Below are 26041 nucleotides of genomic sequence, written 5' to 3' on the forward strand. Positions count from 1 at the left end.
ATGAAGTAATGCGTTGGCCGGGTGTTGCGCCCGGCTTTGCAGAGCATGAAGCGGGCTTTTCGCGTGAGCGGGAAGCCCGCTTTTTTGTCGATCAATTCGGTCTGCAGGGCCTGCCAGGATGACAAGACAAATTGTAGCCCCAAAGACACAAATTCATCGAAATTCAGAAAAATGTAGCCCATGAGGTACAAAATCATAAGAGAAAATTGTGCCTTATGAGCTACAATATGACTAATATCTGAAAATTTGATGCCTTGGGGCTACAAATGACCACCCTCGCTGACGTATCGGACATGCTGAAGACCGCTCGGCGCGAAAGCCACCTGTCTCAGGAGGAATTGGCGCGTCGCGCAGGCGTCGCTCGTACCACCGTCGCGCGTATGGAAACACTGGCCAAAAACGATATGAGCGTGTCGGTGCTGGTACGCCTGCTCGAAGCGGCCGGCTACGACCTCAAGTTCGTCGCGCACGGTCACGGGCGGACGCTCGAAGATATCCTGGCTGAACAACGCATGCCGGACGCGGACGCATGAGGCTCGACGTTCAGGTACTGGACAAGCACGTCGCTACGCTGTTTCGCGAGCGCGACGACTACGTCCTCAAATACAACCGTGATGCGACGGCGGCCGACTTCGTCAGTCTGACTATGCCGGTACGCGAAGAAGCCTGGCGCTGGCCACGCGACCTGCATCCGTTTTTCCGGCAAAACCTGCCGGAAGGCTACCTGCTGAATCTGATCCGCGAGCAATTCGGCCCCCTGCTCGACGGCACCGATCTGTCGCTGCTTGCCGTAGTCGGCGCCATGGGGATTGGCCGCGTTACCGTGACGCCGGAGGGCGTCGTGCCGGGCACCGAACTGCAAGCGCTAGACGTGCAGGACATACTGCATGGTGACAACACGGCCGAACATTTTGCTTCACTGGTCCGCGAGTACGCGCGCGCGGCCATCTCCGGCGCCGTGCCGAAATTCATCGCGCCGCAGGCGGAAGCATCCGGCGCGTCCGCGCCGATGCCGCTCGGCAAACCAACAATCCGAACGAGCCGCCACATCGTCAAAGGCTCCGACAACAACACGCCGTTTCTCGGCTTTAACGAGTTCTATTCGATGCGCGTGCTCGAACGGCTCGGCGTAGCGCCGGTCGCGCGCACGCAGATGTCGGACGATGGGCGCGCGTTGATCGTCGAACGTTTCGACGTGGATACGCATGGACTACCCGCGTACGGCGTGGAGGACATGTGCGGTTTATTGGGCTTGCCACCGCACGAAAAATACAATTCGACCAGCGAAAAGATGCTCAATGCCGCACGCGCCTACCTGCTCGATCGCAACAGCATGCGGCAGCAACTCGAGCATCTCGGCTGGCACTTGCTGACGAACTACGTCGTGCGCAACGCAGACTGCCATACGAAGAATGTCGCCCTGTTTTACACGTCGGTGGACGACGTCGCGTTTACGCCCGTCTACGACATCGTCACGACGCAGGCTTATCCGCGTTTTGCGGCCAATCCGCCGGGCCTGCCGATCGACGGACGTAAAACCTGGGCGGCCGGCAAAACGCTCGAACGTTTTTTCAATACGCGCATCGGAATCGCGCCGCGGCAATACGCACAGATGGTCGAAACGTTATGCGACTCGGCGGTCGCCGTCGGTCACGAGTTGATTGAAGCAGCGCGCAATGAACCGCAGTGGCACAACGTCGCCAAGCAGATGCTGCATGCGTGGGACGACGGCATGGCGTCGTTGCGCTCGCCGAAGAAGATCTTGCAGTTCAAAGGGCTCAAACCGGCAATCGAAGCGGCGGGATTTTCCGCACCGGAGCCGGCTGAACATGCGCGTGAAGTCATCGGGCGTTCACCGCTTCTCGGCAAACGCAATTGATCAGCGAGGTCGCACCCCACGGCGTGGTGGTCCGTAAATAAAAAAAAGCCCACAGCGTGCGCTGTGGGCTTTTTTATAACCTGCCTGCTCAACGTACTACGCTAAGGCTAGCTAACGCAACGACCTCAAACGGTCACCGCACTCAACGCATCTTCAGTGAGCCAAAGCGACTCGGCCAGATCGTGTTCGTTCAGGTTCAACCCATCGCCACCACGATCGACGACGATAAAGTCGCTCACGTCGCCCAATGCGATCAGCGGATGGTGCCAAACGCCCTTCGCATAGTTCACACCTTGCCAGCCGCTCGTCACAAACGCACGAATCTGCTTCGGATCCAGCTCGCCTGCGGGCGCCACGACGACCAGATACGGCTTGTCGTTCAGCGGCACGAAAGCCTGACTGCCCAGCGGATGACGTTCGAGCATCTTCACCTCGAACGGCAACGTGCGCGGCTGACCGCGAAACAGGTTCACCAGCGCGCGGCCGTTTTCGTCAGTCACGTCCACTTTCGCGAGGTCGTGATAGCGGATGGTGGTGCCGAGGTTGATCGGAATCTGCTTCGCGCCCTCGAGTTCGACCACGTCGCCGAATGCGGCGAACGCTTCCTTCGTCAACGGTTCGATAGCCAGCGTTTTCATGATGCGAGCGTACCCCAGAGACGCAGACGCGACACGCCGCCGTCCGGAATGATGTTGAAGCGCACGTGCGTAACCGGACCCAAGGCCGCGATTTCGCTTTCGAAATAGTGCTGATTGTCCATCTTCAGCTTCTGTTCGCCCAGCAGCACCGGCCAGAACATGGCTTGCGTGATCAGCGAGCTGTCCGTGCCGCCCGTTACATACGCGGCCTGGATCGAGCAACGGTCCGGATAGTTTCCTTTGAAGTGAGCGGTATCGACTTCGATCTTCTTGATCACGCCCGGTTGCGCCAGCGCGACGATCGCCCAGTCATTGCCCGGTTCGCGGCGACGGCGCGTTTCCCAGCCGTCGCCCATGTTCACGCCACGGCCCGGCATCAGAATCGTCGACGCAGCGCCGAAGTGCTGGTTGTTCGCCGCGACCAGATACGCGCCGTTTTCCATCGCGGCCAGATCGAACTGCTCCGTGCGGCTTGCGCCCGCCCAGTCGACTTGCGGCTGGCCATACACGCGCAGACGCGCAATACCGCCGTCCGGGTAAATGTTCACGCGCAAGTGCGTGTAGGCATTTGCGTCGCTAACTTCGTGATAGTGGTGGCTGTTGCCTTGCAGCGTGGTCGACGGGACGATTTCGGTCCATTGCGTGGACTGGTTCGGCACGCCGTCCACAACGCGCGCAGCCTCGACCGAAGCCGCCGGCGGGAAGTTGCCCGTGAAGTGGCTCGTGTCGAGGTCGAGGCCCTTGATCACGCCCGGACGCGCGAGTTTCACGACGCACCAGTCGTAGCCGTTGGCGCGCTTGCGGCGCGTTTCCCAGCCGTCCATCCACTTGCCGTTGTCGTCGTACTTGCCCGGAATGAAGACGGCCGGCTCCGGATTCAGCATGCGTTCCTTCGGTGCGAAGAAATCGTCGCTGGCCTCGAGCGCCTGCGCGCCCAGACGCGGGTCCGCCAGGTTCACATAGCGGCGCGTGAATTCCGGTGCGTTGGGGTCGAGAATCGGGAGTGCCATCTTTGTCTTCCTTAGTGTTTGTCAGTACTGAAAAAACGTTTCGGCTCGAGGTCCGCGACGCGTAGTTAAAGCCTTACGCGTCGATCAGGTCGTCGAGCCGGAAACGTGCGATACGGTAGATCTGATCGAGGCTCGCGCGCAATTCGTCCGCGCGGCTGTTGTTCACGCGCGCCTCGAAGTTCGCGATGATGCCGTGACGGTCGTAACCGCGCACCGCGAGGATGAACGGAAAACCGAACTTCTCACGATAGGCGCTGTTCAACGCCAGCAGCCTGTCGAATTCCTCCTGCGTGCACTGGGCAAGGCCCGCGCCGCTCTGCTCACGCGTGGATTCAGCCGTCAATTCGCCGCGTACCGCAGCTTTGCCGGCGAGCTCCGGGTGGGCATTGATCAACGCCAGTTGCTTCTCTTCGCCGGCCGTCTCGACGATGTTCGACATCTTGCTATGCAGTTCGTCGATGCTGGCGAACGGCCGTTGTCGCGCAGCAATTTCCGCGACCCACGGCGAGTGCTCGAAAATGCCCGACAGCGCTGCGACAAACGCGTCGGTCGAGGTGCTGTTGAGTTGATTCAGAGTGTATTGCATCGCCTTCATGCCGCTGCCCCGCGGTTGTTTTGTTGGTAAGGGTGATGTTCGCGCCAGTGACGCGCGATATCGACGCGCCGCGTCACCCACACGCGATCGTGCTGTTCGATATGGTCGAGAAAACGTTGCAGCGCGCGGAAGCGTCCCGGACGGCCGAGCAGACGGCAGTGCATGCCGACCGACAGCATCTTCGGTGCTTCGTCGCCTTCTTCGTACAGCACGTCGAATGCGTCGCGCAGATACGTGAAGAAATGGTCTGCGGTGTTGAAGCCTTGCGGGCTTGCAAAGCGCATATCGTTGGTGTCGAGCGTGTACGGCAGGATCAGTTGCGGGCTCGTTGCCCCGCCCGTCACTTCGACATCCATCCAGAATGGCAGATCGTCGCCGTAGTAATCCGAGTCGTACAGGAAGCCGCCGTACTCGGCCACCAGACGATGCGTGTTCGGACTGTCGCGGCCGGTGTACCAGCCGAGCGGGCGCTCGCCCGTGATTCGCTCGATCGCTTCCATGCCGAGGCGCATGTGCTCCGCCTCTTTTTCCGGCGTCACGTCCTGGTAGTGAATCCAGCGATAGCCGTGGCAAGCAATCTCATGACCGAGTTCGACGAAGGCGCGCCCCAAGTCGGGATGCCGTTCGATCGCCATGCCGACGCCGAACACCGTGAGCGGCAGCCCGCGTTTTTCGAATTCGCGCAGAATGCGCCACACGCCTGCCCGCGAGCCGTATTCGTAGATCGACTCCATACTCATGTGACGCGCCGGATACGCCGCCGCGCCAACGATTTCCGACAGAAACTGCTCCGATCCCGGATCGCCGTGCAGCACGCAGTTTTCACCGCCTTCTTCGTAATTCAGGACGAATTGCACCGCCACGCGCGCCCGGCCCGGCCAGTTCGCCTGCACCGGGTGGCGGCCGTAGCCGATCAGATCACGTGGGTAGTTCGAGTCGAGTGGCATGGTTTGACGAAAGCGTGGTGACGGACCGTAAAATTCGCGCGGAACTCACGTGACAGGCACGTGGAGTTTGCGTGCGTTCTGCATGCGTGTGCGTTTACCTGCGATTGCCTGCATTTGCCTTGCAAGCAGGCCGACGCGGGCGGAATCAGCCCTGAAAAAGCGGTACCGGAAGCAACAGCAAAATAGCCTTCGGGTACCAGCGCCGAGTGGGACCAGTGTAGCGAAAACGCCCGGGTGCGCCCATACACCCGGGCAGATAGTGCGTGTCAGACTGGATGTATGTGCGAAGCCGGGCCCGCCGGGCGTTCCGTGGTGTTTACCCGCAGCAAACCGGTCGAATTCGCACTTTCCACGGCGCTCGCGGCCGAGCCGCGCGGCGGCTGTGGATTGAGGTCCGCATCCGCCGGACTGAAGGCTTCCAGTGCGCCGTCGTAGCGCTTGGCCAGCGGTCGCGCGTAGTCGCCCCGCTTGGCTGTCGACAGCCGCAGTGCGACCAGCGCCTCGGTCCATTTGACCGCCGCCGTCACACCCTCGATCACCGGCGCGCCCAGCGCATCCTCGATCTCTGCGCACAACTCGGCCATGCCGGCGCAACCGAGCACGATCGCGTCCGAGCCGTCCTCCTCCAGCGCGCGCCGGCATTCGTCGAGGATGATGCGGCGCGCCGCCGAACCGGGCTTGTCGAGATCGAGCACGGCGACGTCGGTCGCGCGCACATTGCGGCAAAAACGCTTCATGCCATAACGTTCGGCGAGGTGCCATGCCATGCCGCAAGTGCGCGCCAGCGTGGTGACCACCGAAAACCCGGGGGCCAGCACGCTGGCGGCGTGCATCGCCGCCTCGGCGATGCCGATCACCGGACCGCGCGCCAGCTCCCGCGCCGCGTATAACCCCGGGTCGCCGAAGCAGGCGATCACGTACCCGTCGCAGCCTTCACGCTCGCCTGCGATAACCTCGGCCAGCAAACCGGGCGTCGCGAGCGCTTCGTCGTAATAGCCTTCAATCGACGGCGGCCCCATCGTCGGATTCACCGCGATCACTTCGGTGCCGGGCGCGGCGACTTCGCGCGCGCAGCGGCCCATCGCGTCGGTCATGCGTTGCGTCGTATTCGGATTGATCAGTTTGATGCGCATATCCACTCCTAATGCAGCACTGGCTCAGCGAGCGAGTACGCGGTAAAACACTGCACCCAAGGCAGCGCCGATAAACCACGAGAAATTGGCCAGTCCATCGAGCGCCGGCACCATCACGCAGATCACCGCGATGACCGCAGCCGGCAACAGTGCGGCCACTGCACGGTAGTTGACACCGTTTCTGTACCAGTACGAGCCGCTCGGAGAAACCGAGTAGAGGTCATCGAGCACGATCTTTTGACGCTTCACGAGGAAGTAGTCGACGATCAGGACACCATACAAGGGCCCAATAAAACTGCCGAGTACGTCGAGCGTGTAGTGAATCACCGCCGGATTGTTGAACAGATTCCACGGCGTGATGAAGATCGACGCCACCGCCGCGAGCATGCCGCCCGCGCGCCAGCTGATCAGACGCGGCGCGACATTCGAGAAGTCGAAAGCCGGTGACACGAAGTTAGCGACGATGTTGATGCCGATCGTTGCAATCGTGAAAGTCAATGCACCGAGAATCACTGCAGTCGGATAGTCGATACGGCCTACCGTTTCGACCGGGTCGGTAATCAGCTGGCCGAACACCGGAAGCGTCGCCGCGGTCGTGACTACCGTCACCAGCGAGAAGGCGAGGAAGTTGACCGGCAAACCCCAGAAGTTACCGCGTTGCACGCTGCGAAAGCTCTTGCCGTAGCGGGAAAAATCGCCGAAATTCAGCATCGGTCCAGAGAAGTACGAGACCACCAGTGAGGTTGCCGTGATCATCACCGGCACCACTTCCATGCCGTGATATTTGACGCCGCCCAGGTTGATGCCGATGTTTCGCCATCCTGCGCGATACACCATGTAGCCCGCAAGAATGAACATCACCACATAGACCGCCGGACCGGCGAAGTCGATGAACTTCTTGATGGTCTCCATGCCGTGCCAGAACACCAGCGCCTGCAGGACCCACAGCAGCATGAAACCGGCCCAGCCCAGCGTCGAGAGGCCCATGAAACCATGGTGATGAACGTCCGCGTACGGCAACAGTTGCGGGACGAACTTCAGCACCACGATCACCAGCGCGCTCGAAGCCAGATAAGTTTGGATTCCGTACCATGCTACCGCGATCAAGCCGCGAATCACGGCCGGAATATTCGCGCCGAGCACGCCGAACGTCGCGCGGCAGGCTACTGGATAAGGGACGCCGTTCGCCTGACTCGGCTTCGCGATCAGGTTGCAGAGCACGTTGACGATCACAATGCCGACCAGCAGCGCGATCAGCACCTGCCAGCTCGTCAGTCCAAGCGCGAACAGACTGCCCGCGAACACATAGCCGCCGACGCTGTGCACGTCCGACATCCAGAACGCGAAGATGTTGTAAGCGCCCCAGGTTTGATGGCGCAGCGGCGCCAGATCTTCGTTGTACAGCCTTTCGCTGTAGCCTGCGGGCAGCGACGGATCGCTGGGCGCGCCGCCGTCTGCGTAGGTGGGAATTGCGGGACTGCCGGGCGCTGCACTGAACTGAGCCATGATTCCTCCTTGGGATAGGGACCCTCGATAGCAAATCGAAGGACGTTGCATCGACCATGCCAGTCGCCTTCCTCTCCACGATCGGAAAAGAGGAGGTTCGAGTCGACTGACTGACCGTGCCGCGGGTGTCTCTGTACTTGCTGTACTTGTGGTTATCGCACCGCCTGTCGCCGCGGATTTCCGACGATGCGTCACTACTCCAGGCCGTCATCCCGTGACGGCCACGCGTGCGCAAGCCGGCAGCGCTCACGCCGAGCCGCCTTGCAACGCCTGATTCGGTTCAGTTCAATTCAGTGCGACGCGCACCAGCAACGAGCGCGCGCCGGCCGCCGGCCTCAGCCTGGCGCGGACTTGATCTTCGGTGCTTCCCTGGATGCGTCCTTCGGTGCGCCATTGAGTGCGCCGAACACTTCGTGCAGATCGGCCGCGCCACGTGCGGGACGGTCCAGCATCTTCAACTCGACGCTTTGCAAATGGCGCGACATCAGTGCCGCGGCCTCTTTTGCGTCGCCGGCGTCGAGCGCGGCGAGAATTGCTTCATGGTCTTCGAACGAGCAAGGGCTGCGTCCGAGTGATTCGTACAGTGCCGAAATCAGCGTGGAGCGCGCCACCAGTCCGTTCAGGCAATCGCACAGCACGGCGTTGCCGGTGAGCCCGGCCAACTCGGTATGAAACTCGCCTGATAGACGAATCCACGCCGGAAAATCACGTGTTTCGAACGCTTTTCGCTCACGACCAATCATGCTGCCAATGCTTTTCAAACGGCGCATGCCGTGTCCGCCGCAAATCTTTTCAACCACGGCCAGTTCGATGATCCGGCGCATTTCGAACACTTCATGCACTTCCTGCAGCGATGGACTGGCAACAAACGCACCGCGATTGGGTTCGAGGTCGACGAGATGGTCGGTTGCCAGTTGCGCGAGCGCCTGCCGGATCGGGCCGCGCTTCACGCCGAATACTTCGCATAACTGTGCTTCTGTCAGCTTGGCGCCAGGCGCTAGCCGATGCTCGAGGATCGCGGCGCGGATGCGCTCGGCGATCGCTTCGGGTTTCGGACCATTCGTGGCGGCGGAATCTGTGTCGGACATGATGTGCGTCTCGGTATGTTGGTCATCATAGGATGGACATTAAAATTGTCAACAATTTTTCCTTTTTATTTCGACAATCTTGGTGGTGGGCTATGCGGCGAGATGGTGCGCAACCCGCACGGGCCTTGTCCTGCTTCAATACCAGTTTAATTAACGTAAGGGATAGCCGTCTATTGAAGACTATTTTTGTCAACAAAGTAAGCGACCCATATGAGGGCTGTTCTGTTGGGAGTCGCTTTGAAAACCAGACCGTTAGTTGCGTTATTGACTCAAAAAGAAGGCAGGCAAGCGCCCGCCTCCCTACCCCACACCTGTCAGGCGAGGGTCGGATAGCCCGACAACGTCAGTTTGAACCCGTGCGCATTGGCGACGAGATGCGCGTCCGCGCCGACCGGTAGCGTCAGCATGTTGGGAATATGGCCGAATTGCAGACCGGTAATGACCGGAATCCCGACCACCGACCTCACCTGCTCGATCATCGCGTGCAGATCGTAGCCATTGTCATACTCGTAAGGCTTGCCGCCGGAAAAATCGCCGAGCACCAGCGCCTGCTGCTGCGCGAGGATGCCCGACAGGTGCAACTGGTAAATCATCCGTTCGAGTCGGAACGGCTGCTCGTTGACGTCTTCGAGGAACAGAATGCCGCCTTGCACCGGCGGCATGTACGGCGTTCCAATCAGCGATGTCACCACCGCCAGATTGCCGCCCCACAACATGCCCGTCACGTCGGCAGTTTGCATCTGCGGCACGTTGCTCGTCACCGTCATGGCCGGCTGGGTCAGCGCGGACCAGAAGTGCTGCATCGTAAATTCGCTCAGATTCTCCGCGCCAAAATCGCTCATCAACATCGGGCCGCCGAAAGTTTTCACGCCGGCGCGCGCCAGCAAAGCCAGCTGCACCGCGGTGAAATCGCTATGCCCCACCAGCGCGACCGGCTGATCGGTCAGCCGCCGTTGCAGCCCTTCGTAGTCAAGCCCGTGCAGAACGCGCACCGCGCCATAGCCACCACGCACGGCCAGCACGATATCGGGCAACGCACGCGAGGGGTCCGCCAGCCGGTTCAGATCGGCTGCACGCTCGCCGTCGGTGCCAGCGAAGCGCTGGTAACGGCGCCTTGTCGCCTCCACACCTTCGACGCGATGCCCCTGCGCATGCAAGCGATGCAACGCACGATGCAATACCTCGGAATCATGCGGATACCCGGACGGCGCGATCAATTCAATGGTGCGATGAACGGTCATTGGCAAGACCTGTTGGAGGTTGTTGTTTTAGAGCGGCTCAGTCGGCCCCGGTTCGCAGTGCGTGTCGACGCAAGCGTCGGAACGGACTTCAGCATCTGCTGCGCCGCGTGCTGTGGCGAGCGCTTCGCTGCGTGCCGCTGGGTGCGCTGCGACGTGCGGTTCGGGGTGCGCCTCGCCGTCTGCTTCGACGTGCGAGTCTCTCCGCGCCGCGGCACGTGCTTCACGGCTTGCGCGCCGCCGTTCGGCAAAAAAAGATTTGAGCGCGGCGCCGCATTCGTTTTCGAGCACGCCGCCGGTCACCGTGGTGTGGTGATTCAACTGCGGATTCGCGAACGCGTCGACAACACTTCCGCACGCTCCAGTTTTCGGATCGCGCGCCCCGAACACAACGCGTGCAATGCGCGCGTGCATGATGGCACCGGCGCACATCAGGCAGGGTTCCAGCGTCACATACAACTCGCAGCCTGGCAGGCGATAGTTTTCGACAGCTTGTGCGGCTGCGCGCAGTGCGATCATTTCCGCATGTGCCGATGGGTCGTGAGCACCGATCGGATGGTTGAACCCTCTGGCGATGACTTCATCGCCCCGCACGAGCACCGCGCCAACCGGTACTTCGCCGGCTGCGCGAGCCTCTTCGGCGGCGGCCTGGGCGAGCGCCATGAAGCGCAGATCACGCTCCGACACAGGCGGTGCGGGCGATTCGTCAGGCGGGGGAATATCGATCAGCATCGTGGCGGCCGCTGTAGGCGCTGGATCACTCGCCGCGGATACCGACACGTGAGGGGCTACTGATCCGGTCCGGGCAGCCGGCAAGGTCGCAGCCTGAGCCGACTCGCCAGACGCGACGGACTCCAGACCTGGCGCGGCGGAGCGGGCAAGCGGCTCGCTCACTGCAAACCCGCGTCGGCCGTATTGAGGTTGCCGGCGCGCTCCGATAGCCGCTCGGCAATGCGGCGGCAGTATTCGCGCGGCAGGACCAGCGGGCCGCCGCGCAACGATTCAAGCGCCATATCGAGCGCCAGCATGCGCGCCTGGAGGCGGCAGCGGGTGCTCTGGTCACTCACGGCATTCAGATCTGCCTGCAGGTCGCGCAAGGCGCGCAGTTGCTCGACAGCCGGCGGCACAAAGCCCGCATTTTTCAAAATCCGGTTGGCGACGCGCACTTCCTCCGGGACCAGTGCATCGTCCTCCAGGGGCAGTGGCGCGCCCGCGCCCGGCAAATCATCGAACTCACCGCGCGCGGCTGCGGCGGCAATACGCTGTTCGACTAACGCATCAAGCAATTTCATCTGCAGTCCACTACGTTGCGGCCCAAGCATTCTATCAGGGAGCGCTCGATGGTTCGGACCGTCCGATCGACGAATCCCTCTGGTTTTCAGATTCTGCGTATTTGAGGGAGGCACGACGGAGATTAGGTTAGAGGATTTCCGGCACCGCCGCTTCGCACCTGCAAAAGCTTACGAATATCTTTCGTCGAGCACCGCGAAAACGGCCGCCACACCGATCCAACTCACGGAGTCCCCTTACGTTATGCAATCCGGAATCACCGATCACTTCGACACTGCACTCCCAACCTCAGCCGCAGATTTCGATCCGTGCCTGACCACATTGACTGCATTGATCCAAAAACCCGCCTTCAAACGATACCTGCGCGCGACATTAGCGGCCGTCACGATGTCCATTGCGTTATCGGGCTGCGGCGTATTCTGCGGCGGCGCCGGCGGAAGCGGCGGCGGCTTTGCCGGTGGTTGCGCAACCGGCATGCGGTTCTAGTCCGCTACATCTCAACGCCTTGGTTTTACGACGGCCGACGCGAACCGGGACAGTCAGCCGGCCACCAATGGCCAACGTGCCAGAACGACGTGCCGGGTACGCCCTAGCAGGCTGTGCACTAATGCAAACTCCCGCACATTCCAACTGACGGCTTCCACAGGGCGTTTTGCGATCCAGGGCATGCCGTAAGCGAGCGTCACGTGCGGGGTGTACGACGCACCGGCCGAGACGGCGCGATCCCCAAATCCAGCGTTTTGCAATGCCGGTCCAAGCGCATCGTGAAGCGCGTGGAGTCCAACGACGCCCTCGCTTCCACTCAACACCAGCGGTCCCGGCCGTGGCTTCAGCGCAAAACTCAAGGCGCTGTCGAAATCGACGCTAAAAGGCGCCATTCTGATCGACGCGGCCGCGTTCATGGCCGCATCCACCCGGGCCGGCGGCAAACCGCCCGCGAAATTCCCGAGGTGAAGCAATGTGACGTGCAGACGGCTGGCCGCAAGCGGCTTGCTCTTCGAGCGCGTCTCCCCGCAAAGCTGTTGCGCCAGCTTCGAGATGTTCGCCGCCGTGTGCGTATCTGGAAAGACCGCAAAGAACAGGCCGTCTGTCGGCACAGGTGGCGCCTCGAGTCCGGGCAGCCAGAGTTGTTCAGGCATGGCGCGCCTGAATGAATGACGCAGACATTTCGAAGAAGCTCCTCTCATCGATGCGGGCTCGCCCGCGCATCTGAAAATTTTCACCACGCGCCGGGGCGAGGTTCAGCGCGCCGCTTTCGCCCCGTTTCAAAGCGTCCGGTCAAATCCAATGAACTTGCGCTCGCCAGCCGTCCACGCACAATACTGTACATTTATACAGTATTAATGGCAACGTGGTACTGCATGGGAAAATTATCCGACCGATTGGAGAGTTCCGCCAAAGTCGCCTGGTTACTTACGTCAATCGCGCCCGCCTGACGGGTTACAGGCATCGGCCAACAAGTGTTTCGTTCGCCGACGCTCCGCGAGGGCCTTTTCCGCCCCTTCGCACTTGCGGACTCGAGACGCCATACCGGCCGTTCGCACCGCTCCTTTAAGCTCTTTTACCAAGCAGCATGAAAAGCCGCAGGCACATCAGCGTGCCGAGGTACAGCCCCCTGCTCACCCCCGCTTGAAATTACGCACACGATGCCATCCGGTGTGCAGCCAGGAAGCCTCGAAGCTCTCCGGATAAGCCGCGAGTTCATCCGACTGACCGCCAGCCTGCCCGGCTGCGAACTCCGCGCCGGCATCCCGGAGAACAAGGTTTTCCCTAGCCTACCTGTTCCGGGTGGTGGCCCGCCCTCCCACACCCTTTACCGTGGCGCCATAAAGTCCGCATTCCGCTCGGGACAGCGAGACCCAACGGAAAAAGGACGACAGGAGACAACCTATGACCGCTTCCCCCGATTTTCAGGCAAAGTCCGCATGGACAATGACCCTCCTGCTGACGGGGCTCGCCCTCATCAATTTCCTGGACAAGATCGTGCTCGGTCTGGTGGCCGTGCCATTGACGATGGAACTGCATCTGTCGCCGGAAAAATTCGGACTTATCGCCGGCAGTTTCTTCTGGCTCTTTTCCATTTCGACTGTCCTGGTGGGATTTCTTTCGAACCGTTTTCCGACTCGCTGGCTACTACTGGCGATGGGTCTGAGCTGGGCCGCACTCCAACTGCCGCAGGCGATGGCGACAAGCGCGGCGGGGCTTCTCATCTGTCGCGTGATCCTTGGCACCGCCGAGGGGCCGGCGTTTCCGGTCTCCGTGCATGCATTGTACAAATGGTTCCCCGACCGGAAACGCAATCTGCCAGTCGCCTTCATCAACCAGGGCGCGGCATTCGGCATGCTGCTCGCGGGCCTGCTGATTCCGCTCGTCACGAGACAGTGGGGATGGCGCATGAACTTCCTGCTGCTCGGGGCGATCGGCGCAATGTGGAGCGCGCTGTGGGCATGCTTTGGGCGCGAGGGAGGACTTGGCAAGCAGCAAGCTGCGCCGATAGCGCGCATCCGCCCATCCCGGCTGCCCTATCGAAGAATCCTCATGGATCGTTCGGTTCTCTCCGTGTTCGCGCTCGGATTCACGGCTTACTGGACGCTGGGCCTGAGCCTCACGTGGATACCCACGTACCTCGAAAAAGGACTCGGATTCAACGGCGTCGAAGCGGGTCGTTGCTTCGCCGTTGTGGTCGCGACTGCTACACCGGTCAACGTAGGCCTGAGCTGGTTATCCCAGCGCATGCTTGGACGCGGCGTGTCCACACGCAAGGCGCGTGTCCATCTGATCTGCCTGTCGGCCGCCGCCGGGGCTCTGCTATACATCGCGCTCATGCTGCTTCACATGCCGCCGTTGCAGAAAGTGGCGCTACTCGCGATCGCCGGCGCACTGCCGACTTTGAGCTTCACGCTCGCTCCCGCGCTACTCGCCGAAATGGTTCCGGACTGCCAGCGTGGATCGCTCGTCGCGATCCACACGGCGCTTGCCAGTCTCGGCGCCGCATTTGCGCCGGCTGTGATGGGTCGGATCGTTCAGGTCTACGGCGGCGGTAACAACCATGCATACGAACTCGGCTTCACGGTCAGCGCCGTACTGTTGATCGCAGCCTCGCTCGCCGCGCTGCGCTGGCTTCATCCAGATCGCTCGCACAAAACACTTAATCGCTTCGCCACGCAAGCCGCGGCTTGATGCGCAGCCGGCCAATACAGCGCTAACAGGATGACTGCCGCTGCGCGTGCGCAAACCCCTTCCCATGAACAGAGGCGCCATGACCGGATCTGTTAACAACACTCGCAGCACAATGATCACAGCAGAGTACGACTATATCGTCGTGGGCGCAGGCTCGGCAGGCTGCGCGGTGGCTGCCAGACTGGCGGAGGACCGTACGGTCACGGTGGCTCTGCTCGAAGCGGGTCCGCATGACCACCACATGAGCGTGTGGGTGCCGATCGGTCTGGCATCGACCGTGCAAAAAGCCGGGCCGCGCAATTACGCGTACCACACAGAATGCCAGGCCGGCCTTGACGGACGCCCCTCCTATCAACCGCGCGGACGCGGACTGGGAGGCAGTTCGTCGATCAACGGCATGGTCTACATTCGCGGACATCGCAACGATTACGACGAATGGGCGGCCCTGGGTTGTACCGGTTGGGGCTATGACGACGTGCTGCCCTATTTCCGCCGCAGCGAATGCAATCAACGCCACGCCGGACGTACTGACGACCCATGGCATGGTGGCGACGGCCCGCTGCACGTCAGCGACCTGCGTACGCCCAACCCCTTCTCTCATCGCTTCGTGAAAGCCGCCCTGCAAGCCGGCTTGCCGCTGAACACGGACTTCAATGGCGCGGAGCAGGAAGGCGCCGGCCTTTATCAGGTCACGCAATTCAACGGTGAACGCTGGAATGCCGCGCGTGCCTACCTGCACAACGGCAATACAAAAGATCCAGATCTGAACGGCGGCCGCCCGAACCTTGATGTCCTCACCGACACGCAGGTATTACGGCTTGTCATCGAGGACAAACGTGCGCGCGGCGTCAACATCGTGCGTGCAGGCGTTGCGCAAACGTTGCACGCCCGCCACGAAGTCGTACTCAGCTGCGGCGCGTTCAATTCACCGCAGTTGCTGATGGCGTCGGGCATCGGTCCGGCCGGGCATCTGCGCAGCCACGGTATCGAGGTCGTACAGGATCTGTGCGGAGTCGGTGAGAATCTGCAGGACCACCTCGACATCATCGTCAACAAACAGGTCAAGTCCAACGACCTCTACGGCTATTCAGCCGGCGGCTTTCTGCGGTTGGCGTCCAGCATATTGCGTTACAGACGCGACCGCAGCGGCATGGTCAGTTCCAACTTCGCGGAGGCGGGTGCCTTTGTGAAGAGCCGTCCCGAACTGGCCATCCCGGACGTACAACTCGCCTTCGTTCTCGCTCTGCTCGGCAATCGCAACATGGCGAAACGTAGCAAGCTTGGGCATGGCTACTCCTGTCACGCCTACATCTTGCGTCCACGGAGCCGCGGTCATGTGCGTCTGCGTAGCGCGGACGTGCGCGACGCACCGTCGATCGACCCGCGCTTCCTGTCGGCAGAAGCAGACATGGACGCACTGGTTGCCGGTGTCAGGATCGTCCGCCGCATCTTCGCGCAACCGGCGCTGGCCGAAGCAGGCGGAAAGGAATTGCTGACGGACGATTTCGGACCGGACGATTCGAATGAGGACGCGATCCGCGCGTTCGTGCGCAGCCAGGCCGACAGCGTCTATCACCCCGTCGGTACGTGCAAGATGGGGATCGACGCGATGGCCGTGGTTGACCCAAGCCTGCGTGTGCGCGGCATTGAAGGTTTGCGCGTGGCCGACGCGTCGATCATGCCGACGCTGATCGGCGGCAACACCAACGCGCCCGCCATCATGATCGGCGAGAAAGCCGCCGATCTGATCCGCGCCGACATCCGATAGACCGTCGCCCTGCCCGCCAAACCGGTCAGTGCATGGCGACGCGTGAAAGAGGAATCCGGCATACGCTAACTGCGTCCGGCCGTGGAACCGCCCTATGCGCCGCGCGCCTCACGCGCGGCGGCATCCGTGGGCCCAAACAACTGGAGACATGACATGCAAGCAACAGAGATCGCGTCCGATTCGACCGTGGCGCAGCCGGATTCCGATGCCTGGCCATTCACCGTCGAGCGCTACACACCGACAATCGGCGCCGAGATTCGCGGTGTCGATCTGCGCGATCCGCTCGATGCCCCGACGTACGCCGCACTGCGCCGCGCACTCTTGAAGTACAAGGTTCTGTTCTTTCGCGACCAGGATATCACGCCGGCGCAGCACGTCGCCGTGGCAAAGCAGTTCGGTGAACTGGAGATTCATCCCGCCTTCCCTCATCATCCCGAGCATCCGGAACTGGTGATACTCGGCCGCAACGATACCAAACGCGGTCGAGAAAATCTGTACCACTCCGACGTGTCGTGGCGCGAAATTCCGTCGATGGGCTCCATGTTGCGATGCGTGCAATGCCCCGAGGTCGGCGGCGACACCCTGTGGATCAACATGGTCGCAGCCTACGACAATCTTCCCGACGATGTGAAGGCGCGAATCTCCGGCCTCAAGGCTGTCCATGACTTCCTCCCGCTCTTCGGCATCGCGGTTCCCGAAGCACAACACGCGGCGATGCGCGAAAAATTTCCGCCCGTCGAGCATCCGGTGGTGCGAGTTCACCCGGAAACCGGCGAAAAGATCCTCTACGTCAACGAAGCGTTCACGACCCATCTGTCGAATTACGGCCATCTGACCGCCAGGGAATATCGCGTCGGCTTCGACTACAAGCTCGCCGAAATGGATTTGCTGCAGTACCTGTTCCGCCAGGCCCAGGCGCCTGAATATCAGGTCCGCCTCAAGTGGCGCCCGAACACGATCGCGTTCTGGGACAACCGCTCGTGCCAGCACTACGCAGTGCAGGACTACTTCCCGGCGCCGCGTCACATGATGCGTGCGACGGTAATCGGCGATCGCCCGGTCGCGGCCTGAGTTCGTCGCATCACGAAGAAGCAGAGGAAACGAAATGAAAACGCTGAATACGTTCTACATCAAGGGCCAATGGGTCGAGCCGTCCGCCGGCAGCACGCAAACGGACATCGTCAATCCGGCCACCGAAACACTGACCGGACGGCTGACGATGGGCACGGCGGAAGATGTGGATCGTGCCGTCGCCGCAGCGCGGGCCGCCTTCCCGGTCTGGTCGGAATCGAGCCGTGCCGAACGGATCGCACTGCTCGAACGGATCATCGAATGCTATCGCGCACGGCTCGACGACATCGCCGACGCGGTCCGCCTCGAGATCGGCGCGCCCATCACGTTGTGCAAGCATCTGCAGGCCGCGATCGGTCTCGCGCAGCTTCAGGCCGCCTTGGAGACGCTACGCCATTTCGAGTTCGAAACGCATCACGACAAGAGCTACGTGCGCCGCGAAGCCGTTGGCGTCGCTGCACTGATTACGCCATGGAACTGGCCGCTGAACCAGATCGCCGCCAAGGTCGCTCCGGCCCTGGCAGCGGGTTGCACCGTCGTGCTGAAGCCATCCGAAATCGCTCCGCTGGACGCGATCATCTTTGCAGAAATCATGCACGAAGCCGGCACGCCGCCCGGCGTCTTCAACATGATCTTCGGCGAGGGACGTGTAGTCGGCACGCGATTGTCGTCGCATCCCGACGTGGACATGGTATCGATCACCGGGTCGACGCGCGCCGGCGTCGAAGTGGCCATGAGCGCCGCGCCCACGGTCAAGCGCGTGGCGCAGGAACTCGGTGGCAAGTCGCCCCTGCTGATTCTCGACGACGCCGACTTGCAGGCAGCGGTAACGAGCGGCGTGGCGCAATGCATGGTCAATTCCGGACAGACCTGCGTCGCACCGACCCGCATGCTGGTGCCGCGCGAGCGATACGACGATGCCATTGTGATCGCAACGGCGGCCGCCAACGGAATCGTTGTCGGCGATCCAGCGGACCCGGCCACCAGAATGGGGCCGATCTCGAACCGCGCGCAATACGAGAAGGTGCAGCACATGATCCGCAACGGTATCGAGGAAGGCGCCCGCTTGATTGCCGGCGGTCCCGGCAGGCCCGAAGGACTTGGTCAGGGCTTCTACGCACGCCCCACTGTCTTCGCGGATGTCCACAACGACATGAAAATCGCGCGCGAGGAAATTTTCGGTCCGGTGCTGGTGATGATTCCGTATGACGGCGAGGAACACGCCATTGCAATGGCCAACGACACCGCATACGGTTTGGCCGGTTATATCGCCACCAGCAATCCTGAACGCGCGCGCCGCATAGCCGCGCGCCTGCGCGTGGGATCGGTGCGAATCAACGGCGCGATGCTGGACATTACGGTTCCCTTCGGCGGCTACAAGACGTCCGGCAATGGGCGTGAGTACGGTCGCGAAGGTCTGGCTGAGTTCCTCGAGTGCAAATCGGTCACGGGCTGAGGCTCCGGACAAAGGGCCTGCTCACAAACCATGAGCAGGCCCTGATGCAATTGCAAGAACGCCTGAAATGCGCTTGTCAGAAACGATGTGTCATGCCGAGCACCGCAAGAACCTGCTTCGAACCGCTGGCAACGCCGGTGACGCCGGGCCAACTCATGTTTGCAGTGCCGTTGTTCTTCAGGTACCCCGCCCGCATGTAAAGACTCGTACGCTTGGACAGACTGTGGTCGACACCGACCTCGATACCCGGCGTATTGTCGTGAACACCACGCACATCCCGTTCGATACCGGCGATTTCGATCACGTCTGCCGGCGTAGCCTGGATCGTTGCACCCAGTTCAACAATGCTGTACGCGTGAACTAGCGAAGCAAGCGGCAACTTGACTGCAGGCGTGATGATGACCAGCGCGCCCGCAGGTGCATCTTTCGGACGGTTATACGAATAGTTGAACTGGAAATTCACGATGCCCAGCCGGTAGGCCAGCGCACCGCTAAAGTGCTCCATGCCCATCAGGTCGAACGTGGTCAGCAGCGTCGGAGCGGTGGGCACCAGCGGCGCGCTCTCCTGCGATCCATGCTGATATTGATAGCCGACACCCGCGTAAAAACCATAGCCCGAATAGTTCGCCGCCACGTCGATCATCGAACCTGACCGAACCGGCACCGGTTGCGTCACCGTGGAAGGCATCCCATACATCGCGTAGACGTGTACTCCCCTCATGTCCGGCGACGTGTAGACGATCGAATTGCTGGTTCGTCCGGACACGTATTGCGTCGCTAGCGTGGACCGGTCGGTTGCGCCGGCCAGGTCGGCCGCTGCCAGCGGCGACATGACTTCGTTGCCGCGGAACGGGTCGGTGAAGTAAACGGCCCAGAAGCTCGGCTGATACTGACGGCCGAAGGTGAGTGAGCCATAAGTGTCGTGTTTCAGTCCCACCCACGACTGCCGGTAGAACATCGCGGTACTGTCGGCAAAAAACGATCCGTTGTTGATGTTGTAGCCGTTCTCGACGTCGAACACCGCCTTCAGCCCGTTACCAAGGTCTTCGGTCCCCTTCAGACCGAACAGCGAACCGGTGGAGCCGCCGCTTCGTTCGGAAAACGAATGATTCCCGCCGTTATCCAGAAACTGGACGAACACGTCGGCTACCCCGTACAGCGTCACGCTCGACTGAGCCACCGCTCCTCCGGCGGCAAGAATCAACGTAGCCCCGCAAATACCCTGACTCATGAAACGCATGCATGTCTCCTCTTTTGTGTTTGCCGCGCCCGACGGACACGGGTCAATCAATCTCATGCAGATGTCCGTCGGGACGACGGCCGGCCATGACCCGGCTGGCCATGGCGAGCCCATAGTGCAGGGCTGTTCAGATTGACGACCTACCCAAACGGAGGGGGCACGGGAATACCCCGAGCGATCAAACAGGCAGCGATACGCATCGAACGCCGCCCCCCCGACGCAGGGGGCGGCCGGCGTTCGATGCTCAAATAGGCTCAGCAATATCGATCACTCAAGGGCCGACATGCGACGCCGGGCCGCTAATAGTCCACACCAAGCGAGATATCTATGTCAGCCATCCCATCGAATCTTTCCGCGCGGCGACTCGTGCATACCCGCCGTGTTGAGTGCATGGGCTTCGAACGCAACGACGGCCTGTTCGACATCGAAGGTCGCATCCGGGACACGAAGACCGACGATTCAGATCTGCTCTTCAAGACCGTACCGGCCGGTTCACCGATTCACGACATGCGTATCGTGGTCACGATCGATTCGAAGCTTCTGATTCATCGTATCGAGGCCCATACCGACTCGGCGCCTAGCCGCTTCTGCACGGAAATCAACGACGCCTATGCCAGCCTCGAAGGCGTGACCATCGGCGCGGGCTTCATGAAGGAGGTCAAACGACGCCTTGCTGGTCCGGAGGGCTGCACGCATCTGACCGAATTGCTCGGCCCCATCGCCACGACCGCTATTCAGACGTTGATGGGTTTGCGCAAGGGCTTTCCCGCCGAGGGCGAGTCTGCCGGCGAGGCAAGCGGCGTTCAGCCTCATCCCATGATCGACACTTGCCACGCGTGGCGCGCGGGCGGCGACGTCGTGCAATTCGTATCGCGGCGCAAACAAGGGATGCCGCCAGAAGAAGCGCGTACCGCCGATGCAAGCCGCCTGCCGCACGAGTGATAATCCGGGAAGACACCACCCCATGCGAGCGTGAAAGCGCTACCTGTGCTGCGCTACAATGTGCCGATTATCATTTCGCCCTTTGGCCCACGCCGACAAGGCGCGACGCCGGAGCACGCAAGGCGCAGGTCACGATGCCGCAGAACTCCCCTCCCGTGGATCCACGCCGCTCACAAGACGGCGCCGCGGAATCCCGAGCTGATCCCCGCTTGATTCCGCCACGCAGCACCATCCGCATCGTCGCGCGCGAACGTCTGCTCGCCCAGTTGCTCGACGCACGGCGCAACCGCTGCGTCGTGCTCCAGGGTCCCGCCGGTTGCGGCAAGACGAGCCTGCTGATCGCCTGGCGCGAGGCATTGCTTTCACTCGGCTTCGATATTGCCTGGCTGACACTCGCGCCGGACGACAACGAACTCACGCACTTCCTCGACTACCTCGTCGCCAGCCTCGCCCACGTCGATCCGGCGATGTGCCATGAAGCGGCCCTGCTAGGCGGTCGCGGCATCGACGACGAAGCGGTCGAACGCACGATCATCGCCCTCGTGCGCGGTATCGCCACCCATTCGAACGACGTCGTGCTGGTGCTGGACGACCTGCATCACATGACCAATGCGCGCAATCACGAAGCATTGCAATGGCTACTCGACTACGCGCCGGCAAATCTCCATCTCGTGCTCGTCTCGCGCGGCACGGTGCCGCTCTCGCTGGGGCGCCCGCGCGACCAAGGCCTGGTCCTGGAACTCGACATACGCGACCTGCGCTTCACGGCTGCGGAATCCGAGGCCTTCCTGAAGGCGCAGTTAGGCGAGATCGGCCAACGCGAAGCGCGTCACATGCACGAGCTGACGGACGGCTGGGTAGCGGGACTGCAACTCTTCGCAATCCATCTGAAACGCAAGAAGCAAAGCACAACGGATTTCGCATCGGCCGACCCGCTCGCGAACGCCCAACTTCTGGACGCCCGCGGGTTCGCGGCCTATTTCGAACGCGAAGTACTGTCGCGCCTCGCGCCTTCCGAGGTGGAACTACTGGTGCGGATGGCGAGCTGCACGCGGGTCTGCACGCCGCTGTGCATCGCACTGATCGGCGACGAACAGTCGCCTGCCGAAGTGCGTGCGCTGCTGACAAGACTGGAAAACGACAACCTGTTCATCGCTCCGATCGAAAGTTCAGGCAACGAGACGTGGTACCGGCTCAACCCGCTCTTTCGCGAAACGTTGCTTGAGCGCTTTCGTGCGCGAAGCGAACTGCACCAACGCGAGGTGCATCTGGCCGCATGGATCTGGTTTCGCGACCACGAGCAACCCGATGACGCCGTGCGGCACGCATTACTCGCGGGCGAGCAGGCAGCGGCAGCCGATCTCGTGTTGCACGTCGGCCGAACCATGCAGATCAAGGGCGATTTGCGCAAGCTGGTCGGGCTGATACGCCTGCTGCCGCTCGCAGAAGTGCAAGGCCGCATCGGCCTGCGCCTGTGGATGGTGCATCTGCAGCTCTATGCGCGCGAGTTCGATGCTTGCGCCGCAGCCATCGCGCGCCTGCAAACCGACATCCCCGCCAGCGATGCGCATTCGCGATACCGCCTCATCCTGTTGCGGGCGGCGCTCGCCGTCCAGCGCGACGACACCGATGAAGCAATGTCGATGTTGCCGCAATTGCAGCAGATCCCTGCCCACGCCGACAGTCTCGCCGTTGGCGGCCGCAATAACCTGGTGTCGTGGATTTACATGCGCCGCGGCGAGTACGATGCGGCGCGGCGCGTGCAAAGCGAGGCGCCGCAACTCCTCGTGGATGGCGCGCCGCTCATGGGCACGTCGTCAGGCGCGCTGAACGGCCGCTGCATGGCAGGATTCAGCTACGCGCTGGAAGGCCGGTTCGTCCAGGTCGAGCGCATCAGCCGCGACGTTCTGTTCGAGGCCGATCAACGCGGCAGCGCCGCCGCTGAAGCGGCATGTTTTGCGGCCGCGCTGCTCGGCGAAGTGCTGTACGAATTCAACGAACTGGATGCGGCCCGCAAGCTTCTGGAGGACCGCGTCGACGTGCTCGAACGCGTATCCATTCCGGACTCCGTACTACGTGTACTGACCGTGCTGTCGGCGGCCCATTGGGTAGCGGGACATCGCCTCGATGCCTTCGCCTATCTCGAGCGCCTCGAAGAATACGCGACGCAATACGGCTTGCAGCGGCTCGTCGCCCATAGCATGGCCGAGCAGGTTCATCGCCATCTGCTAAGCGATCAGTTCGATGCTGCGGAAGCCGGCCTCGCCCGGCTCGACATGATCGCGGCACGAGTTGTCGCCACCCCGGCGGGGACCACCGCGGAAATCCACGTCATGACCGGGAGCGCGCACGTCAACTGGTGTATCGCCCATGGGGATTTCGAGGGCGCGGCGATTCGTCTTCAGGCGCTGATTCCATTTTGCGAGGCACGTGGCTGGCAACGGCACATTGCACACTTCCAGATGCAGGCTGCCGTGGTCGATGCTCGGCGCGGCCGCGCCGACGCCGCGCGCGAAGCCGTGCTCGCCGCGTTACGCCGGGGTCACCGGCTGGGTCTCGTGCGCAGCCTGCTCGACGCCGATCCCGGCGCGCTGGATCTCATTACGGCAGTGATACAAGGCGAGGCGCACGATCCGGTTTTATCCTTCTATGTGGGCCGGCTACAGGCTGCGCAGAAGGCCACCGTGCCCAGCGGCGCGGCGCCCGCCGTCAGACCCGGCAGCCGAAGCACGCCGTCCCCCGGCATCGAGACGCTAAGCGAGCGCGAGACCCGGGTAGTCGGCCTGCTCGCGCAGGCGTTGCCGAACAAGAAAATCGCCCGCACGCTCGGCATATCACCAGAAACCGTCAAGTGGCATCTGAAGAACATCTACGGCAAGCTCGGCGTAACCAGCCGTGACGAAGCGGTAGCACGCGTGCGCGACCTCGAACTGGGCTCTCCGCCCGTTTCCGGCGAAGAGGCCGGCTGACGCGCCCACGTCTTCGCGCTTCACCGGGCGTCGACTTCGCCGTTCTGCGCCCCCTTGCCGCCACCCACCTCGGGTGGTTCGCTCCCGGCCACAAGCCACTATCCTATAGCTCAAGGGGTCGCGCGCAACCGTTGACGGCAGGCGCACCTCATAAAACAAACGCCGGTGCGCGCTATCGCGCGCGCTGAAGCTCAGGAGACAAGCGTAATGACTACGGTCACGGCTAGTGAATACACAGCAGCCCCTTACCGTCCCGTCCGGTTTCCGGAACGGCGTCCGCTGGTCGAACGCCGCCCTGACGGCACGCTGATGCTGAGTTCGGCCAGCCCGCCTCCCGACATTGCACAGAATGGTTTCGCCGATTTCATACCCGAGTGGGCCGAGCGCCGCGGCGACAGCCCGGCATTCTGCGAACGCGATGAAAACGGTGCGTGGCGCTCGATTAGCTGGCGCGAATTATGGCGTCAGCTGCAAACGGTCGCGGCCTGCCTGCTCGAAATGGGCCTGGGTCAGCAGCGACCGCTGGTCCTGCTTTCGGGCAATTCGATCGAACAGGCTGTGCTACTTCTTGCGGCCGAGTACGTGGGGATTCCTGCGGCACCGGTGTCACCTGCCTATTCCACGCTCAGCAATAACTTCGCCCGCCTGAAGGGCGTGCTCGAACTGGTGCCGCCCGCGGCCGTGTTCGTGCAGGACGCAGCGCAATTCGCACGCGCGCTCACGATTGCCGAATTCGCGGCAACACCGGTCATCGCCGTACGGAACGTCCAATCCTCACAACACGCATGGGCCGATCTGCTTGTCGGCGACATGACGCCGGCGCGAGTCGCCGCCGTTGCCGCAGCGCGCACGGCCATTCGCAAGGACGATACCGTCCGTATCCTCTTCACGTCGGGCTCGACCGGAACGCCGAAAGGCGTGCCGCTCGCCTACCGCAACTTCAAGGCGGTTGCCGCCTATTACGCCGACAATCTCGGCTGGCTGCGGGAATCGCCGCCGGTGTTTCTCGACTGGCTGCCATGGCACCACGGCCTCGGTGGCGTTCTGAACATTGGGCGCTCTATACAGTTCGGCGCGACTCACTACATCGACGACGGCCGCCCACTGCCCGGCCTCGTCGAGCGCACCGTGCGCAACCTGCGCGAAATTTCGCCGACGATCTTCACCAGCGTCCCCTCCGCATGGACCGTGCTGGCGGGCGAACTCGAGCGCGACCCCGTGCTTGCCCGCAGCCTGTTCGCCAACGTGCAGTATTTCGGCTACGGCGGAGCAAGCCTGCCGACGGACGTGTGGCATCGTATCCAGCGCGTCGCCGTTGAGACGATCGGCAAGCGCATCGTCTTCTCGACGGGTCTTGCCTGCACCGAGACAAGTGGCATGGGTACCTATTGCGGTTGGCCCACTGCTGATCTCGGCAACATTGGCGGACCCGTGCCGGGCTCGGAAGTGAAACTGTTACCGCTCGAAGGCGGCGATGGCCGCTACGAAATTCGCATGCGCGGCGCGAATGTATTTGCCGGCTACATCGGCAATGCCGCGCTCACCGCCGCCGCTTTTGATGACGAAGGTTATTTCCGGCTGGGCGATGCCGTGCGCCTCGCGAATCCGGAGGATCCGGGCCAGGGCCTGCTCTTCGCCGGGCGGGTGGTCGAGGACTTCAAGCTGACAAACGGCACCTGGGTGCGAACCGGCGCTGTGCGGCTCGGCTTGCTCGACCTATGCGCACCTCTCGTCTCCGACGCCGTGATCTGCGGCCACGACCACGAATTTCTCGCTGCGCTCGCGTGGCCGAATGTGGCCGCCTGCCGGCGCCTTGCGCCTGAGCTCGCCGAACTCGACGCGGCTGCGCTGGTCGGGCATCCGCTGGTCGTCGCCGCGCTGCGCGAACGTCTCGCCAGCCACACGGGCGGTGGCGCCAGCCGGACCATCGAGCGCCTTATGCTGATGGCCGAGCCGCCTTCGATCGACGCCAATGAGATCGCCGAAAAAGGTTACGTGAACCAGGCCGTAACCCGCGCGCGCCGCGCGCATCTGATCGAGCAGCTTTACCAGACCGAACCTGCGGCGCATATCGCCTGCGCGCGATAACGC

22 protein-coding genes and 1 pseudogene are annotated in these 26041 nt (G+C 62.2%); 10 read left to right on the forward strand and 13 right to left on the reverse strand.

Annotated features, from left to right (window positions below; translation table 11 throughout):
• Positions 1 to 182, reverse strand: a 182-nt coding sequence (locus PQQ95_RS34630) for a hypothetical protein (protein ID WP_408446374.1), incomplete at its 3' end; no start/stop codon positions are given.
• 84 nt (positions 183 to 266) lie between these two features.
• Here PQQ95_RS34630 and PQQ95_RS34635 point away from each other — a divergent pair.
• Both PQQ95_RS34635 and PQQ95_RS34640 read left to right on the forward strand, forming a co-directional pair.
• Entirely contained in the window at positions 267 to 533 is a 267-nt protein-coding gene (locus PQQ95_RS34635; RefSeq protein WP_408446377.1) for a helix-turn-helix domain-containing protein, read from the forward strand.
• Positions 530 to 1879 (forward strand): type II toxin-antitoxin system HipA family toxin, encoded by a 1350-nt coding sequence (locus tag PQQ95_RS34640; RefSeq protein WP_408446380.1) that lies wholly within the window; start codon positions 530 to 532, stop codon positions 1877 to 1879. The genes PQQ95_RS34635 and PQQ95_RS34640 overlap by 4 nt, the downstream gene beginning before the upstream one ends.
• Before the next feature lie 125 nt (positions 1880 to 2004).
• Here the strand turns inward: PQQ95_RS34640 and PQQ95_RS34645 are convergent, their stop codons facing one another.
• From PQQ95_RS34645 to PQQ95_RS34690, 10 genes and pseudogenes are all read right to left on the reverse strand, one after another.
• On the reverse strand, positions 2005 to 2517 hold the full coding sequence (locus PQQ95_RS34645; RefSeq protein ID WP_408446383.1) for an ureidoglycolate lyase: 513 nt from the start codon (positions 2515 to 2517) through the stop codon (positions 2005 to 2007).
• Positions 2514 to 3527, reverse strand: coding sequence for an allantoicase (alc, locus tag PQQ95_RS34650; RefSeq protein WP_093639817.1), 1014 nt, complete (start codon positions 3525 to 3527; stop codon positions 2514 to 2516). The genes PQQ95_RS34645 and alc overlap by 4 nt, the downstream gene beginning before the upstream one ends.
• Before the next feature lie 73 nt (positions 3528 to 3600).
• Positions 3601 to 4122 (reverse strand): 2-oxo-4-hydroxy-4-carboxy-5-ureidoimidazoline decarboxylase, encoded by a 522-nt coding sequence (gene uraD, locus PQQ95_RS34655; protein WP_408446385.1) that lies wholly within the window; start codon positions 4120 to 4122, stop codon positions 3601 to 3603.
• Entirely contained in the window at positions 4119 to 5069 is a 951-nt protein-coding gene (puuE, locus tag PQQ95_RS34660) for an allantoinase PuuE (RefSeq protein WP_408446388.1), read from the reverse strand. The genes uraD and puuE overlap by 4 nt, the downstream gene beginning before the upstream one ends.
• Before the next feature lie 266 nt (positions 5070 to 5335).
• The gene (locus PQQ95_RS34665; RefSeq protein WP_408446391.1) at positions 5336 to 6202 is read right to left on the reverse strand and encodes an aspartate/glutamate racemase family protein; all 867 of its coding nucleotides are present in this window, start codon (positions 6200 to 6202) and stop codon (positions 5336 to 5338) included.
• A 24-nt stretch (positions 6203 to 6226) separates the two neighbouring features.
• Positions 6227 to 7708, reverse strand: a complete 1482-nt coding sequence (locus PQQ95_RS34670; protein WP_408446394.1) for an NCS1 family nucleobase:cation symporter-1 — start codon at positions 7706 to 7708, stop codon at positions 6227 to 6229.
• A 335-nt stretch (positions 7709 to 8043) separates the two neighbouring features.
• The gene (locus PQQ95_RS34675; RefSeq protein ID WP_408446397.1) at positions 8044 to 8796 is read right to left on the reverse strand and encodes a GntR family transcriptional regulator; all 753 of its coding nucleotides are present in this window, start codon (positions 8794 to 8796) and stop codon (positions 8044 to 8046) included.
• A gap of 314 nt (positions 8797 to 9110) precedes the next feature.
• Complete coding sequence (ldcA, locus tag PQQ95_RS34680; protein WP_408446399.1) at positions 9111 to 10037, reverse strand: muramoyltetrapeptide carboxypeptidase; 927 nt, start codon at positions 10035 to 10037, stop codon at positions 9111 to 9113.
• Positions 10038 to 10229: 192 nt separating this feature from the next.
• Positions 10230 to 10766 (reverse strand): annotated as a pseudogene (gene tadA / locus PQQ95_RS34685) (tRNA adenosine(34) deaminase TadA); the annotation flags it as partial.
• A 158-nt stretch (positions 10767 to 10924) separates the two neighbouring features.
• Positions 10925 to 11326: a DnaJ family domain-containing protein gene (locus PQQ95_RS34690; RefSeq protein ID WP_408446402.1), complete on the reverse strand. Its 402-nt coding sequence runs from the start codon at positions 11324 to 11326 to the stop codon at positions 10925 to 10927.
• Between the two features lie 241 nt (positions 11327 to 11567).
• Between PQQ95_RS34690 and PQQ95_RS34695 the strand changes: the two genes are divergently transcribed.
• Positions 11568 to 11810, forward strand: a complete 243-nt coding sequence (locus tag PQQ95_RS34695; protein ID WP_408446404.1) for a hypothetical protein — start codon at positions 11568 to 11570, stop codon at positions 11808 to 11810.
• A 53-nt stretch (positions 11811 to 11863) separates the two neighbouring features.
• On the opposite strand, the gene PQQ95_RS34700 is transcribed toward PQQ95_RS34695, so the two are convergent.
• Positions 11864 to 12463, reverse strand: coding sequence for a 2'-5' RNA ligase family protein (locus PQQ95_RS34700; protein WP_408446407.1), 600 nt, complete (start codon positions 12461 to 12463; stop codon positions 11864 to 11866).
• Positions 12464 to 13214: 751 nt separating this feature from the next.
• On the opposite strand from PQQ95_RS34700, the gene PQQ95_RS34705 reads away from it, so the two are divergent.
• The 4 genes from PQQ95_RS34705 to PQQ95_RS34720 all read left to right on the forward strand — a co-directional run bounded on the left by PQQ95_RS34705 (position 13215) and on the right by PQQ95_RS34720 (position 18799).
• Positions 13215 to 14504 (forward strand): MFS transporter, encoded by a 1290-nt coding sequence (locus PQQ95_RS34705; RefSeq protein ID WP_408446410.1) that lies wholly within the window; start codon positions 13215 to 13217, stop codon positions 14502 to 14504.
• 79 nt (positions 14505 to 14583) lie between these two features.
• Positions 14584 to 16272, forward strand: coding sequence for a GMC family oxidoreductase (locus PQQ95_RS34710; RefSeq protein ID WP_408446412.1), 1689 nt, complete (start codon positions 14584 to 14586; stop codon positions 16270 to 16272).
• 153 nt (positions 16273 to 16425) lie between these two features.
• Entirely contained in the window at positions 16426 to 17343 is a 918-nt protein-coding gene (locus PQQ95_RS34715) for a TauD/TfdA dioxygenase family protein (RefSeq protein WP_408446413.1), read from the forward strand.
• A 34-nt stretch (positions 17344 to 17377) separates the two neighbouring features.
• Positions 17378 to 18799 carry an aldehyde dehydrogenase family protein gene (locus PQQ95_RS34720; RefSeq protein WP_408446416.1) on the forward strand — a complete coding sequence of 474 codons (1422 nt, stop codon included), beginning with the start codon at positions 17378 to 17380 and terminating at the stop codon, positions 18797 to 18799.
• Between the two features lie 76 nt (positions 18800 to 18875).
• On the opposite strand, the gene PQQ95_RS34725 is transcribed toward PQQ95_RS34720, so the two are convergent.
• Positions 18876 to 20039: a porin gene (locus tag PQQ95_RS34725; RefSeq protein ID WP_408446418.1), complete on the reverse strand. Its 1164-nt coding sequence runs from the start codon at positions 20037 to 20039 to the stop codon at positions 18876 to 18878.
• 327 nt (positions 20040 to 20366) lie between these two features.
• On the opposite strand from PQQ95_RS34725, the gene PQQ95_RS34730 reads away from it, so the two are divergent.
• The 3 genes from PQQ95_RS34730 to PQQ95_RS34740 all read left to right on the forward strand — a co-directional run bounded on the left by PQQ95_RS34730 (position 20367) and on the right by PQQ95_RS34740 (position 26038).
• On the forward strand, positions 20367 to 20981 hold the full coding sequence (locus tag PQQ95_RS34730) for a DUF2889 domain-containing protein (RefSeq protein ID WP_408446421.1): 615 nt from the start codon (positions 20367 to 20369) through the stop codon (positions 20979 to 20981).
• Between the two features lie 134 nt (positions 20982 to 21115).
• A complete protein-coding gene (locus PQQ95_RS34735) occupies positions 21116 to 23950 on the forward strand; it encodes a winged helix-turn-helix domain-containing protein (RefSeq protein ID WP_408446424.1) in 2835 nt (944 codons plus the stop codon).
• 207 nt (positions 23951 to 24157) lie between these two features.
• Positions 24158 to 26038 (forward strand): feruloyl-CoA synthase, encoded by a 1881-nt coding sequence (locus tag PQQ95_RS34740; RefSeq protein ID WP_408446427.1) that lies wholly within the window; start codon positions 24158 to 24160, stop codon positions 26036 to 26038.
• The last annotated feature ends 3 nt before the right edge of the window (positions 26039 to 26041 follow it).

It is taken from the genome of Paraburkholderia caffeinilytica (genome assembly GCF_046030355.1).
Lineage (GTDB): Bacteria > Pseudomonadota > Gammaproteobacteria > Burkholderiales > Burkholderiaceae > Paraburkholderia > Paraburkholderia caffeinilytica_B.

What these genes read in the sequence shown, in the direction of transcription:
- PQQ95_RS34715 (WP_408446413.1), top strand. Translation starts at nt 16,426, where the DNA reads ATGCAAGCAACAGAGATCGCGTCCGATTCGACCGTGGCGCAGCCGGAT.
- uraD (WP_408446385.1), bottom strand. Translation starts at nt 4,122, where the DNA reads ATGAAGGCGATGCAATACACTCTGAATCAACTCAACAGCACCTCGACC.
- PQQ95_RS34740 (WP_408446427.1), top strand. Translation starts at nt 24,158, where the DNA reads ATGACTACGGTCACGGCTAGTGAATACACAGCAGCCCCTTACCGTCCC.
- ldcA (WP_408446399.1), bottom strand. Translation starts at nt 10,037, where the DNA reads ATGACCGTTCATCGCACCATTGAATTGATCGCGCCGTCCGGGTATCCG.
- PQQ95_RS34695 (WP_408446404.1), top strand. Translation starts at nt 11,568, where the DNA reads ATGCAATCCGGAATCACCGATCACTTCGACACTGCACTCCCAACCTCA.
- PQQ95_RS34665 (WP_408446391.1), bottom strand. Translation starts at nt 6,202, where the DNA reads ATGCGCATCAAACTGATCAATCCGAATACGACGCAACGCATGACCGAC.
- PQQ95_RS34675 (WP_408446397.1), bottom strand. Translation starts at nt 8,796, where the DNA reads ATGTCCGACACAGATTCCGCCGCCACGAATGGTCCGAAACCCGAAGCG.
- PQQ95_RS34705 (WP_408446410.1), top strand. Translation starts at nt 13,215, where the DNA reads ATGACCGCTTCCCCCGATTTTCAGGCAAAGTCCGCATGGACAATGACC.
- PQQ95_RS34735 (WP_408446424.1), top strand. Translation starts at nt 21,116, where the DNA reads ATGCCGCAGAACTCCCCTCCCGTGGATCCACGCCGCTCACAAGACGGC.
- puuE (WP_408446388.1), bottom strand. Translation starts at nt 5,069, where the DNA reads ATGCCACTCGACTCGAACTACCCACGTGATCTGATCGGCTACGGCCGC.
- PQQ95_RS34645 (WP_408446383.1), bottom strand. Translation starts at nt 2,517, where the DNA reads ATGAAAACGCTGGCTATCGAACCGTTGACGAAGGAAGCGTTCGCCGCA.
- alc (WP_093639817.1), bottom strand. Translation starts at nt 3,527, where the DNA reads ATGGCACTCCCGATTCTCGACCCCAACGCACCGGAATTCACGCGCCGC.
- PQQ95_RS34635 (WP_408446377.1), top strand. Translation starts at nt 267, where the DNA reads ATGACCACCCTCGCTGACGTATCGGACATGCTGAAGACCGCTCGGCGC.
- PQQ95_RS34670 (WP_408446394.1), bottom strand. Translation starts at nt 7,708, where the DNA reads ATGGCTCAGTTCAGTGCAGCGCCCGGCAGTCCCGCAATTCCCACCTAC.
- PQQ95_RS34730 (WP_408446421.1), top strand. Translation starts at nt 20,367, where the DNA reads ATGTCAGCCATCCCATCGAATCTTTCCGCGCGGCGACTCGTGCATACC.
- PQQ95_RS34690 (WP_408446402.1), bottom strand. Translation starts at nt 11,326, where the DNA reads ATGAAATTGCTTGATGCGTTAGTCGAACAGCGTATTGCCGCCGCAGCC.
- PQQ95_RS34640 (WP_408446380.1), top strand. Translation starts at nt 530, where the DNA reads ATGAGGCTCGACGTTCAGGTACTGGACAAGCACGTCGCTACGCTGTTT.
- PQQ95_RS34700 (WP_408446407.1), bottom strand. Translation starts at nt 12,463, where the DNA reads ATGCCTGAACAACTCTGGCTGCCCGGACTCGAGGCGCCACCTGTGCCG.
- PQQ95_RS34720 (WP_408446416.1), top strand. Translation starts at nt 17,378, where the DNA reads ATGAAAACGCTGAATACGTTCTACATCAAGGGCCAATGGGTCGAGCCG.
- PQQ95_RS34725 (WP_408446418.1), bottom strand. Translation starts at nt 20,039, where the DNA reads ATGCGTTTCATGAGTCAGGGTATTTGCGGGGCTACGTTGATTCTTGCC.
- PQQ95_RS34710 (WP_408446412.1), top strand. Translation starts at nt 14,584, where the DNA reads ATGACCGGATCTGTTAACAACACTCGCAGCACAATGATCACAGCAGAG.